Origin of the sequence: Stenotrophomonas sp. SORGH_AS_0282 (genome assembly GCF_030818125.1) — a bacterium.
Classification (GTDB): domain Bacteria; phylum Pseudomonadota; class Gammaproteobacteria; order Xanthomonadales; family Xanthomonadaceae; genus Stenotrophomonas; species Stenotrophomonas rhizophila_A.
Genome location: NZ_JAUTAB010000001.1, coordinates 2856549 through 2871638, shown reverse-complemented (window position 1 = coordinate 2871638; position 15090 = coordinate 2856549). Strand labels below are relative to the sequence as shown.

The 15090-nt window shown below is 64.4% G+C and carries 11 protein-coding genes and 1 tRNA gene; 7 read left to right on the top strand and 5 right to left on the bottom strand.

Going from position 1 to position 15090, the window contains the following annotated elements:
• Positions 1–26 precede the first annotated feature (26 nt).
• The 3 genes from ispH to QE395_RS12755 all read left to right on the top strand — a co-directional run bounded on the left by ispH (position 27) and on the right by QE395_RS12755 (position 3914).
• Entirely contained in the window at positions 27–977 is a 951-nt protein-coding gene (gene ispH / locus QE395_RS12765) for a 4-hydroxy-3-methylbut-2-enyl diphosphate reductase (RefSeq protein WP_306989409.1), read from the top strand.
• Positions 978–1347: 370 nt separating this feature from the next.
• On the top strand, positions 1348–3231 hold the full coding sequence (locus tag QE395_RS12760; protein WP_306989407.1) for a peptidase M61: 1884 nt from the start codon (positions 1348–1350) through the stop codon (positions 3229–3231).
• Complete coding sequence (locus QE395_RS12755; RefSeq protein WP_306989405.1) at positions 3228–3914, top strand: lysoplasmalogenase; 687 nt, start codon at positions 3228–3230, stop codon at positions 3912–3914. The genes QE395_RS12760 and QE395_RS12755 overlap by 4 nt, the downstream gene beginning before the upstream one ends.
• Positions 3915–4109: 195 nt before the next feature.
• On the opposite strand, the gene treA is transcribed toward QE395_RS12755, so the two are convergent.
• Complete coding sequence (gene treA, locus QE395_RS12750) at positions 4110–5726, bottom strand: alpha,alpha-trehalase TreA (protein ID WP_306989403.1); 1617 nt, start codon at positions 5724–5726, stop codon at positions 4110–4112.
• A 229-nt stretch (positions 5727–5955) separates the two neighbouring features.
• On the opposite strand from treA, the gene QE395_RS12745 reads away from it, so the two are divergent.
• The 3 genes from QE395_RS12745 to QE395_RS12735 all read left to right on the top strand — a co-directional run bounded on the left by QE395_RS12745 (position 5956) and on the right by QE395_RS12735 (position 9166).
• Positions 5956–7560, top strand: a complete 1605-nt coding sequence (locus QE395_RS12745; RefSeq protein WP_249833933.1) for a hypothetical protein — start codon at positions 5956–5958, stop codon at positions 7558–7560.
• Between the two features lie 116 nt (positions 7561–7676).
• Positions 7677–7752, top strand: a tRNA-Thr gene (locus QE395_RS12740).
• 262 nt (positions 7753–8014) lie between these two features.
• Positions 8015–9166, top strand: coding sequence for an Abi family protein (locus QE395_RS12735; protein WP_249833934.1), 1152 nt, complete (start codon positions 8015–8017; stop codon positions 9164–9166).
• Between the two features lie 409 nt (positions 9167–9575).
• On the opposite strand, the gene QE395_RS12730 is transcribed toward QE395_RS12735, so the two are convergent.
• From QE395_RS12730 to QE395_RS12715, 4 genes are all read right to left on the bottom strand, one after another.
• The gene (locus tag QE395_RS12730) at positions 9576–9881 is read right to left on the bottom strand and encodes a hypothetical protein (protein WP_249833935.1); all 306 of its coding nucleotides are present in this window, start codon (positions 9879–9881) and stop codon (positions 9576–9578) included.
• Between the two features lie 99 nt (positions 9882–9980).
• Positions 9981–11300 (bottom strand): GGDEF domain-containing protein, encoded by a 1320-nt coding sequence (locus QE395_RS12725; RefSeq protein WP_306989400.1) that lies wholly within the window; start codon positions 11298–11300, stop codon positions 9981–9983.
• Positions 11297–12103: an alpha/beta hydrolase gene (locus tag QE395_RS12720; protein ID WP_306989397.1), complete on the bottom strand. Its 807-nt coding sequence runs from the start codon at positions 12101–12103 to the stop codon at positions 11297–11299. Before QE395_RS12720 ends, QE395_RS12725 begins: the two co-directional genes overlap by 4 nt.
• Before the next feature lie 128 nt (positions 12104–12231).
• Complete coding sequence (locus tag QE395_RS12715) at positions 12232–12996, bottom strand: EAL domain-containing protein (protein WP_306989394.1); 765 nt, start codon at positions 12994–12996, stop codon at positions 12232–12234.
• A 339-nt stretch (positions 12997–13335) separates the two neighbouring features.
• Here QE395_RS12715 and QE395_RS12710 point away from each other — a divergent pair, with 339 nt between their 5' ends.
• The gene (locus tag QE395_RS12710) at positions 13336–15051 is read left to right on the top strand and encodes a hypothetical protein (protein ID WP_306989392.1); all 1716 of its coding nucleotides are present in this window, start codon (positions 13336–13338) and stop codon (positions 15049–15051) included.
• Positions 15052–15090: the final 39 nt, after the last annotated feature.

Here is a 15090-nt window from a genome sequence, read left to right as displayed (position 1 = left end):
CCGGCCGCTGCCGGGAGACCTGTCTGATGGATGTGCTGCTCGCCAACCCGCGTGGATTCTGTGCCGGTGTCGATCGTGCGATCGAGATCGTCAAGCGCGCGATCGAAACGCTGGGCGCGCCCATCTACGTGCGCCATGAAGTGGTGCACAACCGCTTCGTGGTGGACGACCTCAAGCAGCGCGGCGCGATCTTCGTCGAAGAACTCGACGAAGTACCCGATGGCAACACGGTGATCTTCAGCGCCCACGGCGTTTCCCAGGCCGTGCGCCAGGAAGCAGACCGTCGTGGCCTGAAGGTGTTCGACGCCACCTGCCCGCTGGTGACCAAGGTCCACTTCGAAGTGGCGCGCCACTGCCGTGCCGGCCGCGACGTGGTGCTGATCGGCCACGCCGGTCACCCGGAAGTGGAAGGCACCATGGGCCAGTGGAAGCAGGAAGCCGGCAGCGGCACCATCTACCTGGTGGAAGATGTGGAGCAGGTGTCCACGCTGGAACTCAACCAGCCGGACAACTTCGCCTACACCACCCAGACCACGCTGTCGGTGGACGACACCCGCGGCATCATCGACGCACTGCGCGCGCGTTTCCCGGCCATGCAGGGCCCGAAGAACGACGACATCTGCTACGCCACCCAGAACCGCCAGGACGCCGTGCGCGACCTGGCCAAGCGTTGCGACCTGGTGCTGGTGGTGGGCTCGCCGAACAGCTCCAACTCCAACCGCCTCAGCGAACTGGCGCGCCGTGATGGCGTGGAGTCGTACCTGATCGACGGCGCCGACGAGATCGACCCGGCCTGGGTGCTGGGCAAGAAGCACATCGGCCTCACCGCCGGCGCCTCCGCGCCGCAGGTGCTGGTGGATGGCGTGATCGAGCGGCTGAAGGAGCTGGGTGCCACCGGCGTCGGCGAACTTGAAGGCGAGCCCGAATCGATGGTGTTTGCGTTGCCCAAGGAGCTGAGGCTGCGCCTCATCAGCTGACGGTAGCGCCGGCCGTTGGCCGGCAGCCTTTCGATCAGGGGTCACGAACTCCTGGCGGATGTCTTCGGAACGTTTAAACGCCGGAGGGATTGTGGCCGCCGGGGTCGCGCGCGGCTGGACGCTTGCGCCGCGCTGCGCGCGGTGTCCTGCCAACGGCCGGACCTACGAATTGTTACGTGCCCATCGGGAGCGGGATCAATCAACCGTGCGCGCCGAACGTGCGACGAATGTTGGCCACCGGCTGGTAGGGTCGCATCCCGATCGACCGCCGATGACAGCTCCCCACGCGGCGAAGGCATGACCTTTGGCCATGGGGCTGTGCCCCACGCAGGTCTAGCATCGATCCTTTCGTATGCCGGAACCGTCTTCGATGAAACTGCGTGCCGCCGTCCTCTCCGTGCTTCTCGCCGCCACTACCACCGGCGTGCACGCGCAGACACCCCCGCCGCAGGACGTCGCCTTCCCGGGCACGCTGCGCATCGACGTGGACGCACGCGACATCGGCCGCCGCATCTTCAAGGTCAAGGCCACCGTGCCAGCCCAACCGGGCCCGCTCACCCTGCTGTACCCGCAGTGGCTGCCCGGCGCACATTCCCCCAGCGGCCCCATCGACAAGCTCGCCGGCCTGGTGGTCACCGCCAACGGCAAACCGCTGGCGTGGAAGCGCGACCCGTACAACGTGTACGCCTTCACCGTGGACGTGCCGCAGGGCGCCAGTGAAGTCGTCGCCAACTTCAACTTCCTTTCCTCGCAGGGCGCAGGGCAGGGCCGCGTGGTGATGACCCCGGAAATGCTCAACCTGCAGTGGAACGCCAACTCGCTGTACCCGGCCGGCGTGATCACCCGCAACATCCAGGCCCAGGCCAGCGTCACCCTGCCGCCGGGCTGGGCCTACGCCACCGCGCTGGACACCGAGCGCCGCGATGGCGACACCGTGGTGTTCAAGCCCATCAGCTACGACCACCTGGTGGACTCGCCACTGTTCGCCGGCCGCCATTACCAGCAGTTCGACCTCGACCCCGGCGCCAAGGTACCCGTGCACCTCAACGTGTTCGCCGACGACGCCAAATCACTGGTGGCCAAGCCCGAACAGCTGCAGGCGCACCGCGCACTCGTGCAGCAGATGTACAAGCTCTACGGCGCACGCCACTTCGACCGCTACGAATTCCTGCTCGCGCTCACCAGCAAGCTCGGCGGCATCGGCCTGGAGCACCAGCGCTCCAGCGAGAACAGCGGCGATACCGGCTACTTCACCGAGTGGGACAAGACCTGGCTCGGACGCGACCTGCTGCCGCACGAATTCAACCACTCCTGGAACGGCAAGTACCGCCGTGGCGCCGACCTGACCACCGCCAACTTCAACGTGCCCATGGGCGACAGCCTGCTGTGGCTGTACGAAGGCCAGACCCAGTTCTGGGGCCACGTGCTGGCCGCACGTTCGGGCCTGTGGAGCACCGACCAGACCCGCGACATGCTCGCGAATGTCGCAGCCACCTACGACCGTGGCCGCCCCGGCCTGGCCTGGCGCAACCTGCAGGACACCACCAACGACCCCACCATCGCCCAGCGCCGCGCCCTGGCGTTCCGCAATTACCAGATGAGCGAGGACTACTACTCCGGCGGGCAGATGGTGTGGCTGGACGTGGAAGGCAAGCTGCGCGTCTTGACCGGCAACAAGCGCAGCATCGATGATTTCGCCAAGGCCTTCTTCGGCATGCACGACGGCGACTGGAACGTGAACCCGTATACGTTCGATGAAGTGGTCAGCACCTTGAACGGCATCGCCCCGTACGACTGGGCCAGCTTCCTGCGTGAGCGCCTGGACGGCCACGGCCCGCTCATCGGCGGGCTGGAAGCGGCGGGTTGGAAGCTGGTCTACACCGATACCCCGAACGACGCCTTCAAAGCGCAGGAAACCCGCGCCAAGAACACCAACCTGCTGTACTCGCTGGGCGTGGCCGTCACCGACGGCGGCGCCATCACCGACGTGCTGTGGGACAGCCCCGCCTTCAACGCCGGCCTGGCCCCGGGCATGAGCGTACTCGCGCTCAACGGCCGCGTGTTCAAGGGCGAGGACCTGAAGGACGCCGTCGCCGCCGCCAAGACCGACAAGGCACCGCTCACCCTGCTGGTGCGCAACTTCGACCGCATCGACACCGTCAAGCTCGATTACCACGGCGGCCTGCAGTACCCCTCGCTGCAGCGCATCGCGGGCAAGCCCGACCGCCTGGCCGAGCTCTGGAAAGCGCGATGAACCTGCGCCGCGACGTGCCGATTCTGCTGGCGGCAACTGCCGCCATCGTCGGCGCGTCGCTCGACGGCGACGGCCGCTGGCTGCACTGGATCGCCAAACCGCTGGCCACGCTGCTGATAGCAGCCATGGCGCTCCGTAGTGCCGACCGTTGGTCGGCAGCCGACACGCCCTCCGCCCACCGCAACTACGCCCGCGCGATCCTGCTTGGAATGGCGTTTTCCTGCATCGGCGACATCGCCCTGATGCTGCCGTTCGACGCCTTCGTGCCTGGCCTGATTGCCTTCCTGCTCGCGCACGTCTGCTACATCGTCGCCTTCCGCGAAGGCTTCAGGGCAGGGCGCGGACTGCTGTTCGCAGCTGCATTGCTGGCTGTATTCGCCGGCATCAACCTGGCCGGCCTATGGCCGCTGCTTCCCACCGACCTGCGCATCCCGGTAGTGGTCTACGTGGTCGTGCTCGCGCTGATGGCTACACTCGTCCTGGCGCGTGCGTGGTCGAACAACGCAGCAACCCCATCCGCACCCACAAGCACCCGCTGGGCCGCAATCGGCGCAGTCCTGTTCGTCATCAGCGACTCGGTACTGGCCTGGGACCGCTTCGGCGGCGGCCTCCCAGCCGCAACCCTGTGCGTACTAAGCACCTACTACGCAGCGCAATACTGCATAGCCCGCTCGGTGCGATAACGGCTCGCACGCACCTGGTGGGATGACTGGGGTCGGACGACTGGCGTTGCAGCCTGCATGGCGCGGCTGTGGTGGGGCGTTACCTAAGCTGCTGGCATGGCACGGCCCTGGTAGGGTCGGTTCCCAAACGACTGCCGACTTCGCCAATTACTGCTGTAACGCATGACCCCGGCCGGAGATGCGCTCTTCGCGTGATCACTCCCCAACATCCCCCGCCGACTCACACCGCTTCCCTTCATCACACAACCGATCCAACAACGCCAACGCCACCCCGTTGCTCCACCCAAATCCATCCTGCAACGGGTACTCACCGCCCCCCCCTCCGCCGGCTGAGCCATCCACGACATACTTCTCGACCAGCTTACCGTCGCGGTCATACACCGTCTGCACCGTGCGCAGGAAGCGCACCCCGATCTGCCGCGCCAGTGCGTCCTGCTGGTAGCGCTGCAACCCATCTACTGCCACCCACTGCAGCGGCGCCCAACCGTTGGGGGCATCCCACTGCTGCCCGGTGTTCTCGGTGGTGGTCAACAACCCACCCGCACGCACCAACTGTGCTTGCACCGCTTCGGCCGTACGCCGCGCCTGCACAGGGCTGGCCACCTGTAACCACAGCGGAAACAACGCCGCAGCCGTAAGCGCAGGGCGGGGCGTCCCACGCTCCAGATCCCGATCCGCATACCACCCCTGCCGCTCATCCCACAGCAGCGCATTGATCGCCTGCTTGCGCCGTTCCGCCTGCCGCGCGAAATCCCGCGCCACAGAACGTTCCCCCGCCGCACGACTCGCCCGCGCAATCGTCGTCTCAAGATGGAACAGCAGACTGTTCAGATCCACCGGCACAATCTCGGTGGTATGGATGCTCCCCAGCTCCGCCGGATGCACCAACCACCGCGAACTGAAATCCCACCCCGATTCCGCCCCGGCCCGCAGATCGCGATACACCTGCGAAGGCGCGCGATCCGGCACCGTGGCGGCCGTCGCCAGATCATCCGTCCACGACTCGGTACGCGGCACCGCCCTCGCATCCCAGTAGCGGTTGAGGACGCTTCCATCATTCATCCGCACCACACGCTCACTGGCCGCACCGGGCGCCAACCCTTCCGCCCCACGCATCCAGAACGCATGCTCGGTGCGCAGCTGCGTCAGATACCGGCGATACGCGTCATCCCCCTCATGCATAGCCAGCAGATCCACCATCAAACTGAAGAACGGCGGCTGCGACCGGCTCAGGTAATAGCTGCGGTTGCCATTGGGAATATGCCCGTACTGGTCCAGCTGCCAGGCGAAGTTGTCCACCATGTCGCGCACCTGCTGCCAGCGGCCACTGGAGGCCAGGCCAAGCAGGGTGAAGTAGCTGTCCCAGTAATACACCTCGCGGAAGCGCCCGCCGGGCACCACATACGGCTTGGGCAGCGGCAGCAGCGAGCCGCGCGGGTCCACGGTGTCGGTGGTCCGGGTCAGCACCGGCCACAGCCCCTCGATATGCGCTCGCAGGGTTTCCCCGGCTGGTGGCACGTAGGCGGCTGACTCCGTGGGAACGGTGAAGTGCGTGGCCGCGAAGGCGGGCAGGGTGTAGCCCGGCTGCGCCTGGGCCTGGCCCCATTCGGCCAGCAGTGCGTCGGCATCCAGTTTCGGCACCGCATCGGCGAACGTCTTCTGGTCCTTGAACAGGTGGGCGCGCTGGACCTGCTGGAACAGGGGTTGCCACTGCTGGTCAGGCGGCGCAGGCAGAGTGACCTCGGCCGCAGCCGTGGTGGCGAACAGCAATGAGGCGATCAGCAGGCCGGGCAGGCGGGCACAGGGGGGCATGCGGGGCCTCCAGATGATGGTCCACGCACTTTACGGGCGGTCACGTCAACGCGGGGTGGCTCGGGCTGAACCGTCGCGCCTCGATGCGCGATCTTCACGCAGTCAGACGAACCCGCTACCATCTCCCGTGGGCACGTCGCTGGGGAGCGTCGTGCCTTCAAGGATGTCGCTCATTCCAGTGTCGTTTGAGCCTGCCGGTCGGTGTGACCGGACTTCAGGGAGAGATCGTATGCGCAGCACGTTGTTGACGGCGGTTCTGCTGTTCGCAGTGCCGGGTGTCGCAGTGAGTGCACCACAGGAACCGGCCAAACTGGTGGCGACCCATGGCTATGCCTATGCGTCGTTCTCCAAGGGCGGGCGCGATGTACTCGTTGTCAGCCCGGTGGGCAGCAAGCGCGAGATCCGTATCGACATGGCGGCCGCCGTTCCGGCCGTTGCCAGCATGCAGGCGCTGGGCATGTGGTTGCCGGCGGGCAACTATCGTATTACGGGATGGGGCTTTCTGCCGTGGAAGGACGGCCCGACCTTCGAGGTCAAGCCTGGCCGGGTCACGGATCTGGGCGACTACGTTGCCGTGAATGTGGGTGGTTACAAGACCGTGGTCGTCCCTCTCACCCATGACGATCATCCGGGAAGGGTGGCCGCAGCGGCGCAACCGTTCGCCTCGCTGCTGACCGACCCCGTACCGCTCCGCCCTGCCACCTTGTCGCTGTCGCCGGCCATGGAGGCGGGTAATCCGGATACCGGGCTGGGCCCCATCGTCAATCTGCTGATGGCCTATGATCGCAAGGTCAACAAGACGTCCACGATTGAAGCGCTGACATCGGCCAAGGATCCTGATGCGTTTCTCCGCCTGATCCGAACAGTCACCGTACCGGTACAGGACGAGCCAGCCATTCTCGCCGACGGCACCATGTATTTTCCTGCCGACTTCGGGCAGCTGCGCAAGCGCACGCGGGACGGCCAGTGGAGCAACGTCGGCATGGACACCGTGCGCAAGATCATGGCGGTGGAGGCGCACGACGGACGCCTGGTTAGCGGGAGCGATGACGGCTACATCCGCGAAAGCCGCGATGGCGGCTCCACCTGGGCCGAGCTCGCGGCGCTGGGCAGCATGCGCTCGGTTGTGGACATCGATCACGCGGGCGGCCGCTGGGTCGTGACCACCGCAGAAAATGCCGATGCTTTTGTACCAGGGCGCATCCCGCTGGCGCCGCGACTGCAGCCACCGGCCAAGGCAATGCGCCTTCGCGTGTACGTCGCGCAGCGCGATGACCTGGGTGACCTGACGCTCTCCCGCGAGTTGTCGTTGGAGGGAAAAGACATGTGGGGCTGGCTGGGCGCGCAGGGACAACTGGCGGGCAGCGACTACTATCTGTTGGCGGGCAACACGCCGCAGCGACTCGATCTGGCCACCGGGCGTTGGAAGTCCATCGCGCCCAGGGAGCGGACGTCCTCACTACGGGTCAACCCTTCCACGGGGGTGCTCGCGGCGCTCTGGAGCCAGGGAGCCTTCTCGAAGGTCTATTACTCGACGGATCGTGGCGAGAGCTGGCAGCAGATCGGCCGGCCGCCCTATGTCATCTACGATGTGCAGATGGATACCGCTGCCTCAGGCTGGGCGACTCGCTGGAACGTCAATACCTGGGGTGGGGTCTGGGAGCTCTATGCCTATTCGTCGCAGAAGAACGACTGGGACATGACCGGCGAAGCGCCTTTCAACTGCAAACCCATGCGAGTGGGTGTCGAGGCACCGGTGCTGTGCTTGGCCGCCGATTCCAGCATCTTCGCGCTGCGGGATGGCAGCTGGAAGGTCGAGTTCTCCGCGCAGTGAGGGGAGGGGGCAGGCTTGGCCGCCCTGCGGCTCGGTAGGGCCCGTTCAGCCGGCCGGGGCGGTTCCGCCAAGGCAGATTGACCCCCGGCGCCCACCCCCTTAGAATTGCCTGCTCAGCCGGAATAGCTCAGTTGGTAGAGCGGCGCATTCGTAATGCGTAGGTCGTAGGTTCGATTCCTATTTCCGGCACCAGTTGCAGCAAAAGCCCCGGCCTTGGTCGGGGCTTTTCGTTTTCAGTGTTTCGACCTCACGGGACTACGTCGGAAACCGCCTCTTCAATTGCGCAAGGTCGCATTTGACCTGTCAAAAATGCTGCGCTCCTTGCAGTCACAATGACAGTTGACTGGCAGGTCCACCTAACATAGTATCCCGGCCAACAGAGCCAAATCCCCTCCTGACCCAGCGTCAGTGACGGTTTGGCCTTTTTTTTGCCTGAAATTCGGATCACCGGGACGTGACAGAAGCCAAGACACCCGCCATTGCGGTAAAGCCGTTCAAGGATTATCCCGATCTGGTCGACATCCTTGAATCGCGAGGGATGATCATCGGCGACAGAGACAGGGCGATACGTAAAATCGCACAGGTGGGCTACTACCATCTTTCGGGCTATTGGCACTCTTCCCGGCGTTTCTGGATAGAGCGCAACGAGCGGGGAAAAGTATTTCATCAGCTGGATGAGTTTCAGGCCGACACCTCATTCGAGGCCGTATTCCAGTTCTACCTGATGGATAAATCCCTCAGAGTGCTGATGGGAGATGCACTGGAGCGCATCGAAATCCATTTGAGGACCGTCATTGCACACGAGTTGGGGCGACATGATCCTCTTGCCCATCTGGATCGTGCAAATGTCGTGAAGTCAGCCCTGGTGGCCCAACCAGGTAATCCGCCCGGCATGCTGCCGCTGTATGAAGGCTGGTTGGACCGGCACGAAAAATTGATAGCCCAGAGCCACGAGGAAAGCATCCGCTCGCACCTCAAGGCGGGAAAGCCGATTCCGATATGGGTTGCCAGCGAAGCGTGGGACTTCGGCGCGATCTCAAAGTTCTACAGCATATTGAATCCAAGTCACCAGGACAGCATCTGCGAACGTCTTGGCGTTGTTGAGAGAAATGTTGTGGACAACTGGCTAATCAATCTGAACGTGCTCCGGAACCGCTGCGCGCATCATGCACGTTTAAGCAATCGACCCAATCCGCGTGTTCTCATGCTGCCGCGCCGTGGCTATTTCAATGAGCTGAATCTGGATCTGCGTGCGAAGGAGCGCCTTTACGGATTGATCGGCGTCGTCTGGTTTTTGTTGAAGGCGATCGGACCAGGCTCGCAATGGTTGACCAAGGTGGCGGATGTGATCGATACCATGCCGCGCTTGCCTGGTCTAACGCCGAAGTCCATGGGCTTTCCTGATGAGGGTTTTCCGAGAGGAAAGTTCGCCATTGCCTCTCCTCCGCTGGCAAAAGAGCCACTGTTGGAAGACGTCTGTACCGCCACGCTAGAGGCGTTCGCAGTGTCGCGGGAGACGATCCTCTCAATGTCAAACGGCCCGAAATCATCCGAAACACGGAAGCGCTTCACGGACGGGATGCTGGAACTGATGTCGGATATCTGACTCAACCCACAGGCCCCCAGCGTTGCCGTCGACCCAAGGATCTCGAATGCGTGCTCAATTCGGGCTAAGGTTGGAATCTACTTCAAGGGAAATGACCACATGGGAAGCTTCTCACTCTGGCATTGGCTGATCGTGCTCGTCATGTTGGCGATCCCGGCTGCAGCCATCGTGGCCGTCGTCCTCTTCGTCAATTCCCGCCGCCGCCCCGGCAAGTGATGGAGAGGGAGCGCGCCAGCTGTCAACGCGTGCCCAAGTGAAAGTGGTGCTGTGCATGGCCACGGCTGCGTCCGGGGGGCGCACCCGTTACGGGGCGCCAGGCAGTTTCAGTCTTTCGGATGAAAATCCTGGCACCCTGCGGTTTCGCGGTGTGGGTGTATGCGCGGCTCAGGCCGATCCAGTTGATGCCGGGCTAGCGCCTCCAGGGGCGTGACGCCTCCAGACGCTTCAAGAAAACCAGCTGCCGCAGGTAGCCACCCATGAGTCCGGCAGCCATCGCGCCGCCGGCGAGGCCGGTGATTCGCAAGGTTGCCGTCGTATGCGCGCGAAGCCATGGCAGCACGGCCACCAATTGCGCGCCAAGCAGCAGCGCCAGGACGTCCACCCCTACGGTGTCCACCAACAGCGCCAGCGGCAGCAGCTCAAGATTGCAGGCGAGTACCAGGACCACCACAGCGGTGGTGGCGGCCAGCAGTTTGGCTCTGGAGATCTTCGGCATCAGGGGCTTCCCAAGGCGGTGATACAGCAGTGGGGGCAGATGGAGGGCCTTCAATGGCCGGTCGGAGCAAATCTATCCAGCAACTGCATCAACGAGCGATTAAGCCTGTTCCTCCGCCATGCTGACCCGGTTACGCCCGCCCGCCTTGGCCCGGTAAAGCGCCTCATCCGCGCGCGCGATCAATTCGGCCAGCAGCGGCTGGTTACTCCCCGGCAGCGCCTCACCCAGTGCGGCCCCGATGCTCACCGTCACATTGATGCGCGCATCGCCAACATCAATCGGCGTGGCGGCCACGGCCTGCCGCATCCGTTCGGCTACCGCGGGCGCGTCCTCGACGGCAGGCGCCGCCAGCAGCGCGACAAACTCCTCCCCGCCAAAGCGGGCGAACAGGTCGCGCTCGCGCAGCGCCTCCCGGCAGCGCTTGGCTACTACCTTCAGCACTTCATCGCCCGCAGGATGACCGTGGCTGTCGTTGATTTTCTTGAAATGGTCGACGTCGACCATCAGCACGGCCACCGAATGACCGGTGGCTTCCCGTGCGGCGATGATCTGCGCGGAGCGCTCCTCAAAGTGGCGCCGGTTGGGAATGCCGGTCAACGGGTCGGAGGCGGCCAGGCGGCGCAGCTCGGCGGCCATTAAAAGTTCGGCGGTCACGTCGGTGAACAGCCAGATGCGGCCGTATTCGCCGTTCCCACGTACGGGATGGGTGTCCACCTCGATCGTGCGTTCGCCCAGCGCCCAGTTCAAGGTGGAAGCAAAACTGACATTGCCCACCTGCGCGCCGTACGCCTGCTCAAGCTCGGCGTGGTTGTCGCACCGCTGCCGAAGGGTACGCATGGGTTTGGCAAGGTCGCGCGCGCGGTGGTTACCGGGCGGGCAGCCCAGCAGGTCACCGGCACGCTCGTTGATCACCGCGCTCACGCCGTCGCCTTCCATCAGCACGATCCCGGCGGGCACGCTCTCGACCAGATCGATGAACTGGTTCTGCACCGTCACTTCGCGCAGCTTTTCGCGCCGGGCCGACAGCAGCCGGGCGACGCTCGTGGCCAGCAGCGGAACCTGTGGGGTCAAATGCGTGGCGGACGGTTCGCCCTTCCACAGCACCAGCAGGCCGCTCAGCGGTGCGCCGAGGGACGGCGCGGGCACGAACAGCAGCCGCGCCGGTGGACCGTTCAATCCATGCAGCAGGGCCGTGGGCAGGCGGAATCCGGCGGCAGCGACGGGTTCCCCCGACCAGCCGTGCTCGAGGATGCCGCTACGGGCCAGGCTGAATCCGGAAAAAGGCATGGCCGGGAATGAAGCGGCCCAACCCGCCCAGCCATTGGCTTCAATCTCCACCGCCATGACCAGATCCGCACCGGAAGCGAGCTGGGCGAAGTGGCACAGGCCGGCGAGGGCGTCGCTGTCGGTAGTGCTCATGCCACGTTGCCCGCCAGGCGGCGCTCGAGGATACGGATGACTTCATCGGGGGCGGTCATATGCGGAAGATGCCCCTCGGCATCGATGATATCCAGCGTGGCGGTCGGAATGGCCGCTTCCAGCCAATGACCGACCTGCACCGGTACGGCCATGTCGACCGCGGTCTGGATCACGTGCACAGGTCGGGTCAGCTGCGCGGCCAGCGATCGCATATCGGAATTGAAGATCGTGCGCGAGGTATTGAGCGCGATGTCCGGGCGCATCTGAAACAGCGTGCGTGAGAAGTCGGCCACCACCTGCCCGTTGTCCACGCCCACCACCATCGGCGCGAACCCGGCCACCCAGGCCTGATAGTTGGCGCTCATGCTGTCGAACAGGTTCTCCAGATCCGCTGCCTGGAAGCCGCCGGTGTAGCCGGTGTCATCCAGGTAACGCGGCGAAGCCCCAACGGTGACCAGCCGGTCGAACAGTTCCGGGCGGGCCACCGCGGCCACCGCGCCGATCATGCCGCTCATGGAGTGGCCGACGTACACGCAGTCGCGCAGCGCCAGGTCGTCCATGATCTCCAGCAGGTCGTCGGCATAGCCGAACAACGAACCGTGCCGGTCGAAATCGTAGGTGTCGGCGCCGTTGGGTCCGCAACCGGCGAGGTCGAACGACACTACCTCGTAGCGCGCCTCGAACCACGGGCGCAGGGCGCGCCAGGCCGTCTGGTCGGTTCCGAAGCCATGCGCAAGGATGGCGACCTGACTGCCCTTGCCGCTACGGCGGCCATTGAATCTTTCAAAGCTGTTCACGCACATCCAGTCATGGGCATTCGGCAGCTGCCGATACTAGGCCAGGCTGGCATGCGGGTCCATGACACATCGGCGCGTGCCTGGGTTTCGACCGGCCGCTGTTAACCTCGGCGTCAGGGCCGCAGTCCGCGCCGTCAGACGCCCCAGGGAATGTCAGCCTCGCCAGCGGCCTGCTCGAATCGTGGGCGGCCAAACCAATAGCCCTGCATCAGGCGGATGCCAAGATCGGAAAGGCATCGCGCCTCATCCGCGGTTTCGATTCCTTCGGCGATCACCTCGATATCCAGCTCGTCGCACATGGAGATCACCCCGGCCACGATCGCGCGTCGTGACCGGCTATGGTCGATGCCCCGGATCAACGCCATATCCAGCTTGACGATATCCGGGTGGAAATCGGCCAGCAGATTGAGGCCGGCAAAGCCCGCGCCGAAATCATCAATCGCCGTCTTGAAGCCGATACGTTTGTACTCGCTCAGGATCTCGGCCAGCCATTTGCCGTCGCTGACCTGCTCGCCCTCCACGGTCTCAAAGATGATCCGCTCTACCGGAAAGCCATACCGCTCGGCCGCCTGCAGGGTGGAGCGAATGCATACTTCCGGCCGATAAATGGCATTGGGCAGGAAATTGATCGAAAGACAGGACGGCAGCTGCAACCCCGCCGCGATCCGGATGGCCTTCTCACGGCACGCCTGGTCGAACGAATACCGGTTCTCGGCGGTCACGCGCGACAGCACCGTGTCGGCAGGTTCGTCCGTTGGACCGCGTACCAGCGCTTCGTGCGCGAACACCTCGCGCGCTTGTATGTCGACGATGGGCTGGAACGCGTAGCTGAAGTCGAACGGCAGCGGCTCCGCATCACGGCACAAGGCACATCCGGCTCGTGAGGGGGGAGAGGGCATGCAGTGGGGTCCGTCTTCAGGTCAGGCGGGAAGCTTAGCCGATGCCTGATCAGGGGCATGTGGATGCCGCGCCGTTGGCGCCTGCCCTTCAAGCCGCATCCTCAACCGCTTGGCGGTGGTTCGCGCTTCCACCAGTCTCGACGTCCTTCCCTGCGCTCCGCCTCCCGTTGCTCAAGGGGTGTGCGCTGGTCCGGCCCCATGAACAGGTGGCAGCGGACTGCCACCCTCACACGGCCGTTAAGTAAAAATACGGGCCGACCGACCGTGCCTTTGCTGAGGCGACATCGGTTGGCCCGGAGGAAGCTGGGCATTCGTCAAGGCCAGTAGAGGAAGTCGCAGATGGCGACCAGGATGTGGGACGCGGCTCCGGCTGTAGGTCTGGGTTTGATCCTCGCGCTGCTTCTTCAGGCATGCAACCGCGAGACCACGAGCACAACTCCCACCCCAGCACCTGCGGCTGCCGGCCCCGCGGAGCCGCCTGCAGCAACACCACCCAACATGCCGCCACCGAACCCGTGGCTGGCGGAGAGCGTCTACCCGACCTCCCACTTCAATCCAGCGGCAACCGATTCAGTGCTGATCGCAGGGCCTGTCGGCAGCAGGAACCTGACTGCGGCGGACGTAGCGACCGTGCCCACGCTGATCACCTCCAATCCCACCATGAAGCGGGTGGGCGGGGAGGTGATCGCCTTTGCCAGCGGTGCGGTGGGTGTGCAGAAGATCCGCGTGACCGGTGACGCGTTCGAGGCGGTGGGCGGACTATTGCCTTACCCCGGGTTCGAAAAATCCGCCGCGATGGCTACGCCCACTGCGCTGGATGCCGCACTGACCCAGCTGGACGCCGCCTACCGGGCCAAGGACGAGACGAAGATTCTGGATGCGCTGAAGGGGCTGGGTGCCGCCGGCCTCAACATGGAAAGCGGCATCAACGGGGTGTACAACCTGTTTGATCGCGACGGCAACCACTACTGCGTGTACGGGGGCACCCACGTGCTCAAGACAACCGATGGCAACCTAGTCGGTGACCCGCCGCGGATCGTAAAGACGGCCGACGTAGCCAAGGGCCTGCCGGCAAACGTCGCCAGGTCGGTTACCCGCATCATCGGCCTGAACATGACGTACGACGGCTTCCTGGCAGCCGCCGCGCCGGGAGCGTTGATCATCCTGGACCGGGATCTGAACGTGAAGGCGTCAGTGACCTTCAATGGCGAGGCCGTCGACAACAGCATCGTGATCGATGAGAACAATGGCATCTACGTGGTCACCGAGAAGCACATGAACAAGGTGATCTGGAATGGGACCACTTTGTCCACCGACGAAAAGGACGGCGCCTGGTCGTCCGCCTACGATTCCATGCCCGGCGAAAAAGCCTTGGCGATGGGTGCGATCTCGCGCGGCTCGGGCACCACCCCGACATTGATGGGATTCGGCAGCGACCCGGACAAACTGATCGTGATCGCCGATGCGGCCGAAACCGGCAGCAACGCAGTGGCGTTCTGGCGCGACGCGATTCCGGCAGGCTTCCAGCAGAAGCCGGGCACCCAGTCCAACCGTATCGCCGACCAGATCCGCATCGATATCAGCCAGATGACCATCGAGCCCTCACCCAATGTGTTGGGATACGGCGTCGCATTCCTCAACAGTACGTATCCCAAACCGCTCCCGGCGGGTCCGGGCAATGCGTTCACCGGCGGGATCACCCGGCCGGCGCCGATTGGCATACAGAAGTTCAACTGGAACCCGGACAAAGACGCGTTCGAGAAGGCCTGGATCAACCATGAGGTCGACAACACCGACATCATGGTGCCGGTGGTCTCGGCCGCAACCGGGCTGCTGTACGCCGCGCACAAGGACAAGGGCGTCTACCAGTATGTGGGCCTGGACTGGACGACGGGCGAGATCAAGTCGCGCTGGGTTTTCCCGGACGACAGCCGTCGTTGGAACGCCTTGGGTGGCATCACTACGGTCATGGAGAATGGCGACCTGATGATCGGGGGGGTATTTGCCGTCAAGCGGCTCAAGATCGGCGGTGGTGGCACGACGGCGCGGCCGTAGCGGCCGTCAGCAGACGCTTGCGCCAGACCGGTTGCATGG

Coding starts and splice junctions, on each gene's coding strand:
- ispH (WP_306989409.1), top strand. CDS start 27: ATGGATGTGCTGCTCGCCAACCCGCGTGGATTCTGTGCCGGTGTCGAT.
- QE395_RS12760 (WP_306989407.1), top strand. CDS start 1,348: ATGAAACTGCGTGCCGCCGTCCTCTCCGTGCTTCTCGCCGCCACTACC.
- QE395_RS12755 (WP_306989405.1), top strand. CDS start 3,228: ATGAACCTGCGCCGCGACGTGCCGATTCTGCTGGCGGCAACTGCCGCC.
- treA (WP_306989403.1), bottom strand. CDS start 5,726: ATGCCCCCCTGTGCCCGCCTGCCCGGCCTGCTGATCGCCTCATTGCTG.
- QE395_RS12745 (WP_249833933.1), top strand. CDS start 5,956: ATGCGCAGCACGTTGTTGACGGCGGTTCTGCTGTTCGCAGTGCCGGGT.
- QE395_RS12730 (WP_249833935.1), bottom strand. CDS start 9,881: ATGCCGAAGATCTCCAGAGCCAAACTGCTGGCCGCCACCACCGCTGTG.
- QE395_RS12725 (WP_306989400.1), bottom strand. CDS start 11,300: ATGAGCACTACCGACAGCGACGCCCTCGCCGGCCTGTGCCACTTCGCC.
- QE395_RS12720 (WP_306989397.1), bottom strand. CDS start 12,103: ATGTGCGTGAACAGCTTTGAAAGATTCAATGGCCGCCGTAGCGGCAAG.
- QE395_RS12715 (WP_306989394.1), bottom strand. CDS start 12,996: ATGCCCTCTCCCCCCTCACGAGCCGGATGTGCCTTGTGCCGTGATGCG.
- QE395_RS12710 (WP_306989392.1), top strand. CDS start 13,336: ATGGCGACCAGGATGTGGGACGCGGCTCCGGCTGTAGGTCTGGGTTTG.